This window comes from Bradyrhizobium sp. AT1, assembly GCF_001590795.1.
In the GTDB taxonomy this organism is placed as follows: Bacteria; Pseudomonadota; Alphaproteobacteria; order Rhizobiales; family Xanthobacteraceae; genus Bradyrhizobium.
On record NZ_JXDL01000001.1, the window covers coordinates 924,750 to 939,577 of the forward strand.

The 14,828-nt window shown below is 65.2% G+C and carries 15 protein-coding genes; 8 read left to right on the top strand and 7 right to left on the bottom strand.

The features are described from left to right. Positions 1-321 precede the first annotated feature (321 nt). Complete coding sequence (locus SE92_RS04340) at positions 322-1,230, top strand: DUF2189 domain-containing protein (protein WP_063194626.1); 909 nt, start codon at positions 322-324, stop codon at positions 1,228-1,230. A 129-nt stretch (positions 1,231-1,359) separates the two neighbouring features. After that, a complete protein-coding gene (locus SE92_RS04345; RefSeq protein ID WP_063194627.1) occupies positions 1,360-2,184 on the top strand; it encodes a lytic murein transglycosylase in 825 nt (274 codons plus the stop codon). Between the two features lie 58 nt (positions 2,185-2,242). Here the strand turns inward: SE92_RS04345 and SE92_RS04350 are convergent, their stop codons facing one another. Continuing rightward, on the bottom strand, positions 2,243-2,572 hold the full coding sequence (locus SE92_RS04350) for a hypothetical protein (protein ID WP_063194628.1): 330 nt from the start codon (positions 2,570-2,572) through the stop codon (positions 2,243-2,245). A 624-nt stretch (positions 2,573-3,196) separates the two neighbouring features. Between SE92_RS04350 and SE92_RS34795 the strand changes: the two genes are divergently transcribed. From SE92_RS34795 to SE92_RS04375, 5 genes are all read left to right on the top strand, one after another. Next, positions 3,197-3,349 (top strand): DUF1127 domain-containing protein, encoded by a 153-nt coding sequence (locus SE92_RS34795; protein WP_007590701.1) that lies wholly within the window; start codon positions 3,197-3,199, stop codon positions 3,347-3,349. Positions 3,350-3,476: 127 nt separating this feature from the next. Then, entirely contained in the window at positions 3,477-4,904 is a 1,428-nt protein-coding gene (gene trmFO, locus SE92_RS04360) for a methylenetetrahydrofolate--tRNA-(uracil(54)-C(5))-methyltransferase (FADH(2)-oxidizing) TrmFO (protein ID WP_063194630.1), read from the top strand. Between the two features lie 7 nt (positions 4,905-4,911). Beyond that, positions 4,912-6,006 (top strand): serine/threonine protein kinase, encoded by a 1,095-nt coding sequence (locus SE92_RS04365; protein ID WP_063194631.1) that lies wholly within the window; start codon positions 4,912-4,914, stop codon positions 6,004-6,006. A gap of 95 nt (positions 6,007-6,101) precedes the next feature. Continuing rightward, on the top strand, positions 6,102-6,674 hold the full coding sequence (locus SE92_RS04370) for a CAP domain-containing protein (RefSeq protein WP_063203343.1): 573 nt from the start codon (positions 6,102-6,104) through the stop codon (positions 6,672-6,674). A gap of 72 nt (positions 6,675-6,746) precedes the next feature. Beyond that, complete coding sequence (locus tag SE92_RS04375) at positions 6,747-7,925, top strand: aminotransferase class V-fold PLP-dependent enzyme (RefSeq protein WP_063194632.1); 1,179 nt, start codon at positions 6,747-6,749, stop codon at positions 7,923-7,925. A 12-nt stretch (positions 7,926-7,937) separates the two neighbouring features. Here SE92_RS04375 and SE92_RS04380 read toward each other — a convergent pair whose 3' ends face one another. From SE92_RS04380 to yajC, 6 genes are read right to left on the bottom strand one after another with little or no spacing between them, the layout of a single operon-like run. Beyond that, a complete protein-coding gene (locus SE92_RS04380; protein WP_063194633.1) occupies positions 7,938-9,182 on the bottom strand; it encodes a threonine ammonia-lyase in 1,245 nt (414 codons plus the stop codon). Between the two features lie 45 nt (positions 9,183-9,227). Beyond that, positions 9,228-10,091: a phytoene/squalene synthase family protein gene (locus SE92_RS04385; RefSeq protein ID WP_063194634.1), complete on the bottom strand. Its 864-nt coding sequence runs from the start codon at positions 10,089-10,091 to the stop codon at positions 9,228-9,230. A gap of 19 nt (positions 10,092-10,110) precedes the next feature. After that, positions 10,111-10,494, bottom strand: a complete 384-nt coding sequence (locus tag SE92_RS04390) for an Mth938-like domain-containing protein (protein WP_063194635.1) — start codon at positions 10,492-10,494, stop codon at positions 10,111-10,113. Positions 10,495-10,554: 60 nt separating this feature from the next. Continuing rightward, positions 10,555-11,574: a protein translocase subunit SecF gene (secF, locus tag SE92_RS04395; RefSeq protein WP_063194636.1), complete on the bottom strand. Its 1,020-nt coding sequence runs from the start codon at positions 11,572-11,574 to the stop codon at positions 10,555-10,557. Positions 11,575-11,585: 11 nt separating this feature from the next. After that, positions 11,586-13,187, bottom strand: coding sequence for a protein translocase subunit SecD (gene secD, locus SE92_RS04400; protein ID WP_063194637.1), 1,602 nt, complete (start codon positions 13,185-13,187; stop codon positions 11,586-11,588). Positions 13,188-13,234: 47 nt separating this feature from the next. Then, positions 13,235-13,600, bottom strand: coding sequence for a preprotein translocase subunit YajC (yajC, locus tag SE92_RS04405; RefSeq protein WP_063194638.1), 366 nt, complete (start codon positions 13,598-13,600; stop codon positions 13,235-13,237). A gap of 181 nt (positions 13,601-13,781) precedes the next feature. On the opposite strand from yajC, the gene SE92_RS04410 reads away from it, so the two are divergent. Then, the gene (locus tag SE92_RS04410; RefSeq protein WP_063194639.1) at positions 13,782-14,774 is read left to right on the top strand and encodes an ATP-binding protein; all 993 of its coding nucleotides are present in this window, start codon (positions 13,782-13,784) and stop codon (positions 14,772-14,774) included. Positions 14,775-14,828 lie beyond the last annotated feature (54 nt).

Below are 14,828 nucleotides of genomic sequence, written 5' to 3' on the forward strand. Positions count from 1 at the left end.
AAAGGATCCGTTGGAAGGGCCTTGAGTGGCACTTATAGACCAAGTCACTGCATTACGCCCGCGAAGTTCTGCGAGCCAATGAGCAGCATCAGCTTATCTGCGGCGAAATGACGACCGAATGACGTCGTCGAGGTTGCGCTGCGGCATCGAATCTCACCCAAGCGTGAGGGACAGGACTCGGAAATAGGCGTACGGTTTGTGTTCAGCTCGCGATGCCTTCCGGAATTCGCGTCTGGTCGGACTCGCGAAACTCAAGAATGGCGGCCGCTCGCGCCGTTTGCCGGCGCCGGATTCGGCCGCTCGGCAAGGGAGCTAGCGACCATGGCCACACTTTACCCGGGCAATGTCCCCACAATGGCCCAGAGCGCGGATGCGACTGGACCTGTCATTCGAACCATCCAGCTGTCCGACCTGCATGACGCGCTCCGGCGCGGCTGGGACGATTTCAAGGCCGTTCCGAGCCACGCCATCATCCTCTGCGTGATCTATCCCGTCCTCGGCCTCGTGCTCGCCCGGGTGGTGATGGGCTATTCGGTGCTGCCGCTGCTGTTTCCGCTCGCCGCCGGCTTCGCGCTGATCGGCCCGTTCGCAGCGCTCGGTCTCTACGAGCTCTCCAGCCGGCGTGAACGCTATGAGGAAGCCAGCGCCTGGGATGCCATGGAGGTGCTGCGCTCGCCCTCGTTCGGGGCGATGCTCGGTCTCGGCACATTACTGCTCGCGCTGTTTGTGACCTGGGTTGCAACCGCGCAGGCGATCTATGTCGCGGCGTTCGGCTATGAGGGCGTGACCGGGATCTCCGACTTCATGACGCGCGTGCTGACGACACAGCAGGGCTGGTGGCTGATCGTGGTCGGCTGCGGCGCCGGCTTCCTGTTCGCGCTCGCCGCACTTTGCATCAGCGCCGTGTCGTTCCCCTTGATGCTGGACCGCCATGCCGGTGCATTCGAGGCGATGAGCACCTCACTGCGCGTGGTTGCGAGGAACCCGGTGCCGATGGCAGCCTGGGGCGTGATCGTGGCGGTGCTGCTCGCGCTCGGCACCATCCCGGCCTTCCTCGGCCTTGCCGTGGTGATCCCCCTGCTCGGCCACGCCACCTGGCACCTCTACCGCAAGGTGATCGTCTCGGAGCCCGGTGCACGCCCGATGTCGCCCCCGCCGCATCGTCCGCGCAAGCCGGCGGCCGACTTCCCGGCCAACCTCTTCCCCTGGCGGAACAGGACCGACGCCTGACGATATCGTGACATGCGATCCTGCCCCGTCTCGGGCAGGATCGCGCCGTGTCGCACGCCTTGCTTTGGCCGCGGTTCCGACCGAGATTGCGCCCGCCGGTCAGATCGCTTCACGGAATTCATTTAATCGATGACCTCGACGATTTCTCGTCTCGCTCTCGCAGCCCTCGCCCTCTCCGCATCCATCCTGTCCGCCCAGCCAGCGCTCGCCGCTGTTGCCTGCGGCTCGGGTAATTTCGATGCCTGGCTTGCGGATTTCAAAACCGACGCGGCCGCCAAGGGCATCTCGCAACAGGCCATCGCATCGGGTCTCGCTGGCGTGACGCTGGATCAGAGCGTGCTCAACCGCGACCGCTCGCAAAAGGTCTTCACCCAGACCTTCGAGGAATTTTCCGGCCGCATGGTGCCGCCGCGCCTGCAGCGCGGCTCCAACATGATGAAGCAATACGGTTCGGTGCTGTCGCGCATCGAGCAGGCCTACGGCGTTCCCGGCGAGGTCCTGGTCGCGATCTGGGGCCTCGAGACCGATTTCGGCGTCAACACCGGCAAGTTCGCCACGATCCGCTCGCTGGCAACGCTGGCCTATGACTGCCGGCGTGCCGAGCAGTTTCGCGCCGAGCTGATGGATGCGCTGCGCATCGTCCAGCGCGGCGATCTCGCGCCCGCCGAGATGAAAGGCGCCTGGGCCGGTGAGCTCGGCCAGACCCAGTTCATGCCGTCATCCTGGATGAAATACGCCGTCGATTTCGACGGCAACGGCAAGCGGGATCTCCTGCACAACGCGCCCGACGTACTCGCCTCCACCGCCAATTATCTCGCCGGCTATGGCTGGCAAAAGGGCAAGGATTGGCAGCCGGGCAGTCCGAATTTCGATGTGCTCAAGCAGTGGAATAAGAGCGAGGTCTATTCCAAGACCGTCGCCTATTTCGCAACCCAGCTGGCGCGCGCTCCCTAGAGATCCATCAACAAGCGCGAAGGGCCGATCGCCCGGCGACCGGCCCTCTCTGGTGCGTTTACTTACCCATGGTGGCGTGCATCGCCTTGTTCAGATGCGCGCCGCACGCACCCATTTTACCGTTGAGCAGCGAATCCTGCGCCGCCGCGATCTCCTTCTGGGCAACGAGCTTGCCGTCCCCGTCGGGCATGGCCTCGATCGCAGTTTCCGTCTTCTCCAGATTGGCCGAGCTGCAGCCTCCCATGGCGGCGTGCTTGGCAGCCTGGGCGGGCGCAATCGCGAACGCGACGGCGGCAATGGCGATAACCCCGAGTAACTTCGTCATGATGTTACTTTCCTTCTCTTGTTCTTGGGGCAGACCCAGCGACATTGCCGGGCTCTGCGACATGACTTTCCTCCGGGCGCGGCAACTTGCCGCAATAAATTCCTCGCGAGAATTGCGTGATGTTGCGCGCTGCGCAGAGCGTCATGCAGAAATTCTGTTTTTCATTACATCCTTGTCATCCAACCACACGCTCGGCGTGTGGACGTCCCCCGCCCGGACCGCGATCCAGGGGAGGCGGATCTGGCCAACAGCCCCCTCGCGCCGGAGAATCGACCCTGGCGGATCCTGCTTGCATGCCCTGCGGCTTCCCTGCGATTCGATCAAACAAATGAATATAAATTCAATATAACAGATCTCTCTTCATGCGATTCGCGCATATCGGACTTGGGTGTACAAGCTAAATGACCTGCTTGCCGGCAACACGGCCGCAACCTATTTCCGTGATGATCCAGATCAAATATCTACCCATAACTCCGTGATTTCACGGGAGTTTACCTCCAAATGCGGCACAACCATCTAGAGACTTCGGCGGGATCGCCAAGAGGTTAAGCGTCCCCTAACCGTGCTATGCACTACTCGCTTAGCTGCATCGCAACATCGGAACTTTCGCACTGCACCACTCTCCACTATATTCATTTCAACGATGAGGCCCGGGCAAGGGCTGAATCGAACTACAGGAGACTACCAATGCTGCTCTCGCTCATCCGCATGATCCAGGCCTTCCGGGACTATCAGCGCAATGTTGCCGAGCTGTCCCAGCTCAGCGATCGCGAATTGGCCGATATCGGCCTCGATCGCTCGGACATCCCGCGCGTTGCCGCCGGTCAGTATCAGGGCTGATATCGTTCAGCCCTCCACCGGAACGGACCGATAGCGCCCGCCTCGTGCGGGCGTTGTCGTATCTGGTGGCAGAAAACTCGATCTCGGCGATTCCACTGACCGACGAAAAGCGCTACCTGTCCGCCCCATGACAGGACCCCTATCCAACACCGTGCACGTGATCGGCGCTGGCCTCGCCGGCTCCGAAGCCGCCTGGCAGGTGGCCAAGGCTGGCGTGCCCGTGGTGCTGCACGAGATGCGGCCGACCCGCATGACCGAGGCGCACCGCACCGACGGCCTTGCCGAGCTCGTCTGCTCCAATTCGTTCCGCTCGGACGATGCCGCCAACAACGCCGTCGGCCTCTTGCACGCGGAGATGCGCCGGCTCGATTCGCTGGTGATGCGCGCGGCCGACGCCAACCAGGTGCCTGCCGGCGGCGCTCTCGCGGTCGACCGCGACGGCTTCTCCGCGGCCGTCACCAAGGCGTTGAACGACCATCCGCTGATCCAGATCGCTCGCGGAGAAATCGCCGGCCTGCCGCCGGCCGATTGGAGCAACGTCATCATTGCCACCGGTCCCCTCACCTCCGCCCCGCTGGCCGATGCCATCCGCGCGTTGACCGACGAGAACGCGCTCGCCTTCTTCGACGCGATCGCGCCGATCGTGCACCGCGAATCCATCGACATGTCGGTGGCCTGGTTTCAGTCGCGCTACGACAAGGTCGGCCCCGGCGGCACCGGTGCGGACTACATCAACTGCCCCATGACCAAGGAGCAGTATGAGGGCTTCGTCGCCGCGCTGATCGCGGGCGAGAAGACCGAGTTCAAGGAGTGGGAAACCAACACGCCCTATTTCGACGGCTGCCTGCCGATCGAGGTGATGGCGGAGCGCGGCCCCGAGACGCTGCGTCACGGCCCGATGAAGCCGGTCGGCCTCACCAATCCGCACGATCCTGCCACGAAAGCCTACGCGATCGTGCAGCTGCGCCAGGACAACAAGCTCGGCACGCTCTACAACATCGTCGGCTTCCAGACCAAGCTGAAATACGGCGAGCAGCAGCGCATCTTCCGCACCATTCCCGGGCTGGAGAACGCCGAATTCGCCCGCCTCGGCGGCCTGCATCGCAACACCTTTCTCAACTCGCCGAAACTGCTCGACGGTCAGTTGCGCCTGCGCGCGCAGCCGAGGCTGCGCTTTGCCGGCCAGATGACCGGCTGCGAGGGCTATGTGGAATCGGCCAGCGTCGGCTTGATCGCCGGCCTCTATGCAGCCGCGGACGCGCGCGGTGAGACGCTTGTCGGCCCACCCGGCACCACCGCGCTCGGATCGCTGCTTGGCCACATCACCGGGGGCCATATCGAGACCATCGAGCCGGGTACACGGTCGTTCCAGCCGATGAATATCAATTTCGGTCTGTTCCCCCCGCTTGCGACCGTGCCGACCAAGAAGCCCGACGGCACGCGCCTGCGCGGCAACGAGAAGACAGTGGCCAAGAAGCAGGCGATGAGCGCCTTGGCACTCGCCGATCTCGATCGCTGGATCGCCGATCATTTGCGCATTGCCGCAGCCGCGTGAGTTTGCAATGAGCCTCCCCAAAGACGACGCCGCGACGCTGTCGGTGCGCTGGACCGAGGGCGTGCTGCTCAAGCGCGACGTGTTCTCGACCGTCGAGCGCGGCCGCTTCCGCGGCGAGAGCGGCGAGGTCGATGCCGTGCTGCGCCGGCTCGACGAGGTGCCGTGGTGGTCGTTCCCACTGGCGCGCCATCTGTTCGCCCGCGAGAAGCACGCTCTCGCGCTCGCCAAGGGGCTGAATGTCGGACCTGAGCTGCTGTGGGCCGGACGCCGTGCGCTGGTGCGCGGCTTCGTCGACGGCGTCGCTTTGCACCTGGCAAAGCCGCATGGCGACCTCGCCTATTTTCGTTCGGCCAAGGCGGCGCTGCGCCGGCTGCGCCGCGCTGGTATCTGCCACAACGATCTGGCCAAGGAGCAGAACTGGCTGGTCGGCCGCGACGGTCTCGCCTACGTCACCGACTTCCAGCTCGCCGCCTGCTTCAACCGGCGCGGCCGGCTCTATCGCATCCTCGCCTATGAAGACCTCAGGCACCTGCTCAAGCACAAGCGTTCCTACGCGCCCGAGGCGCTGACGCCGCGCGAGCGAAAGATCCTCGCCAAGAAGTCGTTTGCCGCGAGCCTGTGGCTCGCCACCGGCAAGAAAGTCTATCGTGCCATCACGCGCGGGCTGTTCAACTTCACCGACCGCGAGGGCGGCGGTCGCAGGCTGGTCAACGATGCGCCGGTGCTGACCGCGCTGATCCGCAAGAATCCGGCCGTGCGCGATACCGCGATCGTCGCTTTCGCCGACCGCCGCTCCGGCGTCGGGCTCTACGCTTTCGTCGAAGCCGATCAGGCCACGCTCGAAGGCCAGTTGCGGAACGACCTTTCAGCCGCCAAGGGACCGAAACCGCCGGAGCATATCCAGGTGGTGCACGCGCTGCCACGCGACGCCAGCGGCAAGCCGCGCACCGAGATCCTGCAACTGGTCGCCATGAACCAGCTCGACCTGATCGAGCCGATGATGAAGAACGACCAGGACCGCGCGTTCCTCAAGGACATTCTGGAACAGCGGAAAAATCTGCGCGACCGCTTCAATTTCGAGGCGGACCTGCCGGCGAGCTGACGGGTAGCCTTGCGCCTTGAAGCGTCCACATTGGCGATAGAGAAGCGGACGGATCATTCGGGCGTGGCGGGATCATGAGCATTCGGGGGACGATGATGCGTGGGGGAGTTGGCGGCCTGGTCGCGGGCTTCCTGCTGCTCATCGCCGCGCCCGCGATGGCCGACTCTCCGGCCGAGTTGATCTCCAGCTTCCGCCTCAAGCACGGCGAAGTCCGCGTCGTCCGCGACGCCACCCTCGACCGCATCGCCATGGACCAGGCCAAGGCGATGGCGGCGAAGGACGACCTCAGCCACGATGCGCTCGGCCCCTTCAACCGGCGCGTCGCGCCGGCCGGTGCGGGCCGCGCCGCCGAGAACATCGCCTACGGCTACGACAATTTCGAGAAAACGCTGGGACAGTGGATCGACTCGTCCGGGCACCGCAAGAACCTGTTGCTGCACAATGCCTCCCGCGTCGGCATCGCCAGTGCCAGAAACGCCAGCGGCAAGCGCACCTATTGGGCCATGGTGATCGCGGGCGATTACGAGCCGAAAGGCAAAGGCAAGACGAAGGACAAGGAACCCCTCGTTGCCGTGAGGCGCGAAGCCGCGCCTGCAAGCAAGCCGAAATCCGAGTCCAAGCCCAAATCCAGCAACTGCCACGTCAAGCTGCTCGGCCTCTGCATCTGAGACGGGCCATCTTGCTCGTGCACGGCAAGCCGCCTAATCCAGGCATGAGATCGCCAGAAGCGGAGAGCGCCAGTGATTGACCTCGACCGAATCCGTGCCGACACGCCCGCCACCGCCCGGCTCGCCTATCTCCACAACGCAGGCGCCGCCCTCATGCCGGCGCCGGTTGTGGCTGCGCTGAAGGCACACATCGATCTTGAAAGCGAGATCGGAGGCTACGCGGCCGCCGATCGTGAAGCCGAGCGGCTCGACGCGGTCTACGGCTCGGTGGCGCGCCTGCTCAACGCAGCGCCCGACGAGATTGCGCTGGTGGAGAACGCGACGGTCGCCTGGCAGATGGCGTTCTACTCGCTTCCGTTTCGGAAAGGAGATCGCATCCTGACCGCCGAGGCGGAATATGCCGCCAATTATGTCGCCTTTCTTCAGGTCGCCAGGCGCACCGGCGCGGTGATCGATGTGGTGCCGAGCGATGCCAGCGGCGAGCTCGACGTCCACGCGCTCGAACGCATGATCGATGAGCGCGTCAAGCTGATCGCCATCACCTGGGTTCCGACCAATGGCGGGCTGGTCAATCCGGCGGCGGCGATCGGCAAGATCGCGCAGGCGCACGGCATTCCCTATTTGCTCGACGCCTGCCAGGCGGTCGGCCAAATGGACGTCGACGTCGCCGCCATCGGCTGCGACATGCTCTCGGCCACGGGGCGCAAATTCCTCCGCGGCCCGCGCGGTACCGGCTTTCTTTACGTTCGCCGGGCGCTGCTCCAGAAGCTCGAGCCGCCGATGATCGACCACTTCGCGGCGCCCTGGGTCTCGCGAGACAGCTATCAACTCCGCGACGATGCGCGGCGTTTCGAGACCTGGGAGAACAACTACGCGGCTCGCCTGGGGCTCGGCGCGGCCATCGATTACGCCCTCGGGATCGGTATCGGCACGATCGAACAGCGCTGCCGCATGCTTGCAGGCCGTCTTCGCAACGGCCTTGCGTCTATTCCCGGCATCACCGTTCGCGATCTCGGACGAGCGCCGGGCGCCATCGTCAGCTTCACGGTGGACGGACACGAGGCCGACGCCGTTGTCGCCAGTGCCGCCGCAGCCGCCATCACGATCGGCGCTTCCGATCCCTCGAGCACGCGCATCGACGCCGAGCTTCGCGCGTTGCCGCACGTCGTGCGGGCGTCGCCGCACTACTACAACACGGAAGCCGAGGTCGACCGCCTGATCGACCACCTCGCGGGATTGCCGTCGCGGTAGAGTGCGCGCCGCTCAGGTGCAGCGCGCGCTCAATCCGGATGCGCCGAGCTTCGCCATGACCTCGTCGAGATGGGCGCTGTCGCGGGTCTCGATGACGAGTTGCAGCAGCGTCGCCTTGGCCGGCAGGTCGGAGAACGTCCGCTGGTGCGAGACCTCGATGATGTTGGCGCCGGCCTCGGCCAGCAGCGCCGCAACGGCGGCCAGCTGCCCGGGCCGATCAGGAATATCGAGGGACAACTGCGTCAGCCGCCCCTCGCGTGCCAGCTCGCGCGTCAGGACGGACGCGATCAGCCGGGTGTCGATATTGCCGCCGCTGAGCACCAGGCCGACCTTCTGGCCGGCAAAGCGGGTCGGATCGGACATCAAGGCGGCAAGGCCGGCGGCGCCGGCGCCCTCGACCACCGTCTTCTCAATCGAGATCAGGGTCGCCACCGCGCGCTCGAGCTCGGCTTCGTTGACCAGCGCGATGTCGTCGACCAGGTGGCGGACGATTTCGGTGGTGATCTTGCCGGGCGATTTCACCGCGATGCCTTCGGCCAGCGTGTCGCCGCGCGCCGGCAGATTGCCGCCGTGGATGGCGTTATACATCGAGGGATAGAGCCAGGCCTCGACGCCGAGGATCCGCAGCGATGGCTTGATCGATTTCGCGGCAATGCCGATGCCGCTAATCAGGCCGCCGCCGCCGATCGGGACGACCAGCGTGTCGAGCTCCGGTACCGCTCTCATCATCTCCAGCCCGACGGTGCCCTGCCCCGCGATCACCAGCGGATCGTCATAGGGGTGGACGAAGATCATGCTTCGGGCTTCGCCGTGGCTGCGCGCGAACGCGGCCGCCTCCTCCAGCGTCGCCCCCGTGACGACCACTTCCGCGCCGTGATGCCTGGTGTTCTCGATCTTCACCATCGGCGTGCCGACCGGCATGACGATGGTGGCGGGAATGCCGAGCCGCTTGGCGTGATAGGCGACGCCCTGCGCGTGGTTTCCGGCCGACATGGCAATGACGCCGCGCGCGCGCTCCTCCGGCGTCAACGCGGTGAGGCGGTTGAGCGCGCCGCGCTCCTTGAACGAGGAGGTGAACTGAAGGTTCTCGAATTTGAGCCAGATCTCGCAGCCGCAGATGCTGCTCAGCGTGCGGCTGTAGCTGCAGGGCGTCTCGACGACAGCGCCGCGGATGGTATCGGCGGCAGCATGGATATCACCAGGTGCGACCGGAAAGTCGCTGAGATCGGGCGATGTGGTTTGGGACAACTCAGCCATGGGACAGCATAGAGCATCCCGTGGTTCGAGGCGATAAGCCAGCCGCTATTTGGTAAATTCCCGGGAACGTGAAGCCCGCCACAGCGTCCACAGCGTACGCAGCCGCGACGTCGGCTGCACCGCGAACGGATTGCGGCCGGGCTGCGACAGGCGCTTGAGATCCGCCCTGGTCAGGCTCAACGGCAAAAACGCCGGACGCACTGCTGCCGGCACGTCCGCCAGCAGCGACATCGCCGTGGTCAGATGCTGCTGCGCCTCGCCCGCGAGCTGCTCCAGCACGGCGCGCAGGTTCGGCGTATCCTTGCCGGCAAACACATCCTCCATCTCGCAGCCATGGCTCGCCAGCACCTGCTGCGGCAGGAAGAGCTGCCGGTGCGAGGCATCGCGCGGCAGGCTCGTGATGACCTGCACGATGCCCTGCGCCAGCCCCGCATGACGGGCGAGATGTTCGCCCGCCTCCGACGGTGGCGCCATGATCCGGGCGGCAAGATCGAACAATGCCGATGAGGTCGCGGCCAGATAGCCCTCCAGCGCCGTCAGCGTCGGCATCGGGTCGTTGTAGAGGTCGAACTGGTGCTCGTCGACGAGCAGCGACAGCGGCTCGACCGGCAGGTCGAAATCACGGATCGCACGCAGCAGCTCCGCTGCCACCGGATTGCCCTCGGCACTGCCGTGGACCAGGCCCGAGAACAGATCCGTCCACCATTGAAAGCGGATCTCGCCGGGCAAGGGCTGGCTCACCTGGTCGCGGACGCGGACGATCTCGACATTGAAGGCGTAGAGCGCCAGCAGCGCGCGGCGCTCGGCGGCGGGCGCGAACAGCGTCGCGGCATAGCGCGGAAAGTCGTGGCCGCGCACGAGCTCGGCGCAGAAGGCGACGGAATCGGGCGGCGGAGCGGCACTGCTCATGTGCGGTTCAATGTGCTGGTCACGGCACCGCGATCAGCGCAGCGGCGACCCGCCGCCGCTCGCCGATCATGATGTTGTAGGTGCGCACGGCGGGACCGGTCTGCATCGTGTCCAGCACCACCCTCACCGCCTTGAACGCCTGGCGCAGCTCCGGCGGCGGCAGCCAGAGCCCGGTTCCGGTGCCGACCAGAAGCGTGTCGATGCCGTTGGCGGCTGCGAACACCCTGTCCAGCGAATAGCGGTCGATCTTCGCGGGATCGGTCACGTCCCAGGCCCAGATCGCCTCGGGCAGGCACAGCAGCGAGCCCCGATGCGACATGCCGGCGAAGGCGAAGCCGCCCTTGCCATAGGCCTCGATCGGCGCCGAGCGCGGGAAATGCGGTGCGTTGGGATCGCCGGCCATGTGCTTCGTCCGAATGAGCCTATTGCCCTCGCAAACGCCTGCGAGGGCATGCGGTTCGGATCATGCCTTGCTTTTCTTCGCCGGCGGAGCCTCGTCTTTCGCATCCTCGCGATGCTCGCCGACGCCGAGATAGATCAGGATCGGCGCCGCGATGAAGATCGACGTATAGGTGCCGACCAGCACCACGCCGAACATCATCACCGCCGTGAAGCTGTGGATCGCATGGCCGCCGAACACCAGCAGCGCCAGCAGCGCCAGCGTCACCGTGAAGTGGGTGATGATGGAGCGCGACAGCGTCGAGTTGATGGACTCGTTGAGCAGCTGCGGCATCGGCATCTTCTTGTAGCGACGCAGCATTTCACGGATGCGGTCGTAGATGACGACGGTATCGTTGAGCGAATAACCGAGAATCGTCAGCAGCGCGGCGATACTGGTCAGGTCGAAATCGACCTGGCTGATCGACATGAAGCCGATGGTCAGCACGATGTCGTGCACGTTGGCGATCATGGCGCCCAGCGCGAACTGCCATTCGAACCGGAACCAGAGATAGATCAGGATCGAGACGATGGCGAGCATCAGGCCAAGCATGCCGTAGGCGAGAAGCTCGCCAGCGACGCGCGGGCCGAGCACTTCGACACGGCGGTATTCGATGGAATCGCCGAGTGCGGTGCGCACCTTCTGCACGGCATCCTGCTGCGCCTTGTCGCCGCCGGGCTGCTCGGCAACGCGGATCAGCACGTTCTCGGGGCCGCCGAACTGCTGCAGCTGGATTTCGCCGAGCTTCAAGCCATCCAGCGTCGTGCGCATCGCCGCGATGTCGGCGGCGCCGGACTTGGCCCGCACCTCCAGCAGCGTGCCGCCCTTGAAGTCGATGCCGAGATTCAGGCCGTGGGTGAAGAACAGCGTGATGGCGACGATCGACAGCGCCGCCGAGATCGGGAAGCTGATGCGCCGGAACCGCGTGAAGTCGAAATGCGTGTCATCAGGGACGATGCGCAGCGACGGCAGCACGCCGAGGGCTGCCACCACGGTGAGGACGGCAATCAGGATGCCAAGCCCGATGAGTACGTAATGTGTCACGGTCTTAGCTCCTAGATCGGCACGCTTTGCGGCCGCTTCCACCGCACCCACCAGGCGACGATCAGCCGGGTCATGGTGAAGGCGGTGAACACCGTGGTGATGATGCCGATGCCGAGCGTCACGGCAAAGCCGCGCACCGGGCCGGTGCCGATGTAGAACAGCACCGCGGCGGCAATGAAGGTCGTGATGTTGGAATCGAGGATGGTCGCCAGCGCCCGCTTGAAGCCGGCGTCGATCGCCGAAATCGCATTGCGGCCGCCGCGCAGCTCCTCGCGGATACGCTCATAGATCAGGACGTTGGAGTCCACCGCGATGCCGACCGTGAGCACGATGCCGGCGATGCCGGGCAGCGTCAGCGTGGCGTTGAGCAGCGACAGCAGGCCGAAGATCATGGCGACGTTGATGGCCACCGCGATGTTGGCGAACACCCCGAACAGCCGGTAGGTCAGCAGCATGAAGATGATGACCAGGATCGAGCCGACGTAAGCCGCGAGTTCGCCCTTCTCGATCGAATCCTGGCCGAGGCCCGGACCGACGGTGCGCTCCTCGACCACCGTGAGCGGCGCCGGCAGCGCGCCGGCACGCATCAGGATCGCCAGATCGTTGGCAGATTGGACCGTGAAGCTGCCCGAGATCTGACCCTGACCACCCGTGATCGGCTCGTTGATGCGGGGGGCGGAGATCACCTTGTTGTCGAGCACGATCGCGAAGGGCAACCCGACATTCTCTTGCGTGGCCTGCGCGAATTTGCGCGCGCCCGAGGTATTGAACTTGAAGCTGACGACCGGCTCGCTCGTACGCTGGTCAAAGGTCGCCTGGGCATCGATCAGATCGCCGCCGGCGACCAGCACCTGCTTCTTGACCACATAGGGCGTCGGCGGGGGCGAAGCGCTCATCAGCAGCTCGGATTCCGGCGGCAACCTGCCGGCTTGCGCCTGGTCCGGCGACACGGTCGTGTCGACCATGCGGAATTCCATCTTCGCGGTCTCGCCGAGCAGCTTCTTCAGGCGGGTCGGGTCCTGCAGGCCGGGGACCTGCACCAGGATGCGGTCGTTGCCCTGGCGCTGGATCACGGGCTCGACGGTGCCGAGCTCGTTGACACGGCGTTCGACGATCTGGATCGATTGTTCGATGGTCTTGCGCATGCGGTCGAGCATCGCGGCCTGCGGGACGGTCAGGCGAATCACGCCGCCGGCCTCGCTCACCTCGAGGTCGCGCTGACCGCTGGATCCCATCAGGCCGCCTAGCGGCTGGGACAATTCACGCAGCTTGGCGAGCGCGGCCTGAACGTCGGATTCCTTGGTGATGCGCACCTCGGCCGCGTCGTTGCGCACGACCACGCCGCCGGTGAAGCCGATCTTGGCATCACGCAGCGTGCGGCGAACGTCGTCGCGGACCTGGTCGAGCCGCTCCTTCTTCACGTAGTTGGAGTCGACCTCGAGCAGCAGATAGGAGCCGCCCTGGAGGTCGAGGCCGAGCACGAGCCGACGCTGCGCCCAGGCGGGCCAGGTCTTGACCTGCGACTCCGGGAAGAAGTTCGGGACTGCGCAGAGGCACACGATCAGCGCCGTCAGGATAATCCCGAGCGCCTTCCACCGCGTGAAATACAACATCGACTGGACCTGTCAGATCAGGAGACTTGAGATGCCCGCGGACGCGCTCACTTCGACGCGGCGTCGTCCTTGGCGCTTTCTTTGGATTCCTTGGCCGGCTCGCCCTTGGCGCGGACGCCGGAGATCATCTGGCGCATCTGGCGCACCCGCACGCCGTCGGAAATCTCGAACTCGATCTGGTCGTCATCGACGACCTTGGTGACCTTGCCGACGAGGCCGCCCGAGGTCACGACGGTGTCGCCGCGGCGGATGTTCTTCACGAGGTCGGCGTGGTCGCGCACCTTCTTCTGCTGCGGACGCAGAATCAGGAAGTACATGATCACGAAGATCAGGGCGAACGGCAGCAGCGACATCAACATGCTGTTGGTGTCGCCGGCGCCCGCGGCCTGGGCATACGCAGGGGTAATCAACATTCGGACGATCCTCGTGAGAACGGGGGAAAGCCGGTCAGGCCCTCAAAGGCGACCGGCTCGGTCAAATTCGCGCGGACTATAGCGGCCATTGCCCCAATTGCAACGCTGCCAGACCGGCGATTTGGCCACCTTGCGGCGCGCCGTCAGGCCCGATAAGGCTGCATTCTCAGGAACTTCGGACATGCCCAAAAACATGAGCAAAAGCCCGGCCGGCAAAGGCCCCCGCACCCCTGCCCGCAAGCCCGCCCGCGTCGCGGCAAAACGCCCCAAGGGGACCACCAAGGGGGTCGCAAAGGCCGCCCCGGACCTCTCCCAGGAGCGACTCGTCCGCGCGCTGGAGAGTATTGCGGCGCACCTCGCTGCGCAGGGAAAGCCGGCCTTCGAACGCGAGTCGTTCAAAGAGGCCGACGCCTACGTCTGGCACCCTGACGGCCGCCTGTCGGCGGTGCCGCGGGTCAGCCGCGTGGAGCTGTTCCTGCTGAAGGGCGTCGACCGGATGCGCGACATCCTGATGGAGAACACCGAGCGCTTCGCGGGCGGCCTGCCCGCCAACAACGCCCTGCTCTGGGGCGCGCGCGGCATGGGCAAATCGTCGCTGGTGAAGGCGGCACATGCCAGCATCAACGCGGGCCGCAAGCCTGCCGAGAAGCTGAAGCTGATCGAGATCCACCGCGAGGACATCGAGACGCTGCCGATGTTGATGGAGAAGCTCCGCGACGCAAGCTTCCGCTTCATCGTGTTCATCGACGACCTCTCCTTCGACGGCAATGACGCGTCCTACAAATCGCTCAAGGCCGTGCTCGAAGGCGGCATCGAGGGCCGGCCGGAGAACGTCATCCTCTATGCCACCTCGAACCGCCGACATCTGCTGGCCCGCGACATGATCGAGAACGAGCGCTCGACCGCGATCAATCCCGGCGAAGCGGTCGAGGAGAAGGTGTCGCTGTCGGATCGTTTCGGCCTCTGGCTCGGCTTCCACCGCTGCAGCCAGGACGAATACCTCGCGATGGTGCGCGGCTATTGCAGCCATTTCGGCATCAAGGTTGACGACGAGGCGCTGGAGCGCGAGGCACTGGAATGGTCGACCACCCGCGGCTCACGCTCGGGCCGCGTCGCCTGGCAGTTCGTGCAGGAACTGGCGGGCCGGCTAGGTGTCAAACTGAAGACGAACTAGCGGAAGCCCTCGACCCAAAACGAGATCGCCCGCTTTCGCGGGCGATTATTTACG